Genomic DNA, 2,192 nt, shown 5'->3' on the forward strand with positions numbered 1-2,192 from the left:
GTATGTTCCCTATGCGGGCGCTGTGCTTACCTGTCTTGGGAGCGGTCTGAAATAACCTCCGTATTTCTGCAGACGCTACCCGCTGCCCGGCAAGCTGGAACCACTTGTGCTTTTGCGGGCATCGGGTGGCGTAAGCGTTCAAGCAGGGGGCAGACCCACCCCTGCTTGTCGAGATCGGCTTTTAATGGATTGGCCCCGAATTTCTCTTTCCAGAGTCGCAGTATCAGTTCCCTGATATCACGGGCCGGGCGGAGGCTGATACGCGGAAGAACATCAACAACCAGGTAATTGTACACATCAAACTCATCGAAATAATGTATGTTAAAACAGGCTGATATTAGGTTTCGGTTGATCGCATTGTTCTAGCTTATATAGAGAGCGCTCCCCCCAATAGCCTGTATCAAAATCATCCAGTTTTTTATTTTCTATTCCACTATCGTCTGAATCGTAAAGTATGTAGCTTCCATCACGAAGCATAAAATAGTAGTCGCCGGCATAGTAAAATGCTCCGGTAATTTGAAACTTATACTGCTCCATATCAGTCCATCTGGAATTGTTAACAGGTGCTGGATAGCCATCCAGGACATAGTCATTAGCGATTGAGTACTTAATGTAAGTCCCATCAGCGAGGAAGAAGTACCAATAGTCACCATCTGCTGATGATAAACCTGCACGAATAAGGAATCTATAATCCTCAAGTCCAGGCCAATTATGATTGTTTACTTTAAAGCGATTGTTGATGTATTCAAGCCCCCAGCCGTCGGTTTGAAGTCGATAGTAATCACCTAAAGAAGTAAAGACATAGCGTACGTCATCGTTCTTATTAATGGATGCTGATACCCAGTGGTCATCAAAATGGGGCATTCCGTAGGTGTTAGATGAATAATTATAACTTTCGTACCCATAATAAATCGTATCAGCTTTCTCTAAGTTCAACTCTTTCTTTATATTTGGTCCTGTTGCTTGTCGGCTACGATATTGTGCCTGACCAAGGGCGTTTGATAGCAACCCACCGTTTGTATACCAGGCTGAAAATCTTCTACCATGTGATTCTCTTTTGTTTGTTACCTTCTTGTTACTCATGAAATTGATTTTATGTCCTCCTATAAAGAAGTAATCCATATAATGAACAGCTGTTATATAGCCATTCTCTGGTGAATTTTTGTCATTCCATACAGTCAAATTAGTCGTGTGTTCTGCATGCCCAGGTTCATTTAAATAGGCATCTAAAACCTTAAGGTATTGCTTTTCAGCATCTTCGTAGTCTTTAAGGGATTGTTGCTTGATTATTTCAGGTGGCTTGAAGCCGTACATATCTACAAGATTGCTGTTTTTTTCATCAGCCCAAGACCAGCCTAAATCAATAGATATTGTGTTAGCATCTGATTTTCTTTTGGTCCACACAGCATTGCGATGATTGGATTGGCTATTATCGTCAGAAAGATAACCGACCTTTGACTTTATCTTAAACTGAAGACTTCCATTATAGATATGGACATCATCAAGATAAACAACATCAGCAGAGCTAGGGTCTCGATCACCGTCACAATCCCACTTGGCTTGATGTTGGTCGTAATTAATGGGGGCATTCCCGAACTGATCATCTCCAGGATGCGCATCCCACTGCAAGCCGCATCTCCTTCCATCGGAGTCTTTTGTCCATATCTTAACTAACCCTGTCTTGTTACCATCCCCGAATGATTCTATATGCATTCCATATCCATTGCCATCACAGTTCCACGTTGTGTTTCGTTCACCGCTGACAAGTGAAGCCTCCACATTCAGTTTGCATGAGCCATTATCGGTGGTTATGTATTTATTGAAGAATAATGTTTCGTTGTGCAGTTCATTGATTAGCTCAAAGTTTGTACCAATCCATTGCTTGACAATGTCTGTCTGTTCGTCGGCAATGACTGTGTTTGTCATAAGCAAAAAACCAGCCGTATAAATTATATTCTTCATAAAAATCTCTAAATTTAATACCAGTTTATGTTATTTAAGACTCACGTCAGCAAAGGAAAGAAGACCATCTTAGGATAGATCATAAACTTGCGGATATTCTGCTCTTCATCATCATCACACGAGTAGTTGCTACGGTTCTTAAGGTAGACATTAAGCCTCGCCCACAGCACTGCCTCCTGGGAGGCTGACCGAGAATAGACTGCCCTACGCGGCAACTGCTCCTGCGTTGC

The 2,192-nt window shown here is 42.3% G+C and carries 3 protein-coding genes; all 3 read right to left on the minus strand.

Annotation, left to right across the window (positions count from 1 at the left end; genetic code table 11):
• Positions 1-26: 26 nt before the first annotated feature.
• Positions 27-296, minus strand: a complete 270-nt coding sequence (locus ACO6V1_RS23535) for a hypothetical protein (RefSeq protein ID WP_422448705.1) — start codon at positions 294-296, stop codon at positions 27-29.
• 25 nt (positions 297-321) lie between these two features.
• Complete coding sequence (locus ACO6V1_RS23540) at positions 322-1,962, minus strand: hypothetical protein (protein WP_422468967.1); 1,641 nt, start codon at positions 1,960-1,962, stop codon at positions 322-324.
• A 41-nt stretch (positions 1,963-2,003) separates the two neighbouring features.
• Positions 2,004-2,192, minus strand: a 189-nt coding sequence (locus tag ACO6V1_RS23545) for a hypothetical protein (protein ID WP_422468969.1), incomplete at its 5' end; no start/stop codon positions are given.

The organism is Endozoicomonas sp. ALC013 (assembly GCF_049310205.1).
Classification (GTDB): Bacteria; Pseudomonadota; Gammaproteobacteria; order Pseudomonadales; family Endozoicomonadaceae; genus Endozoicomonas.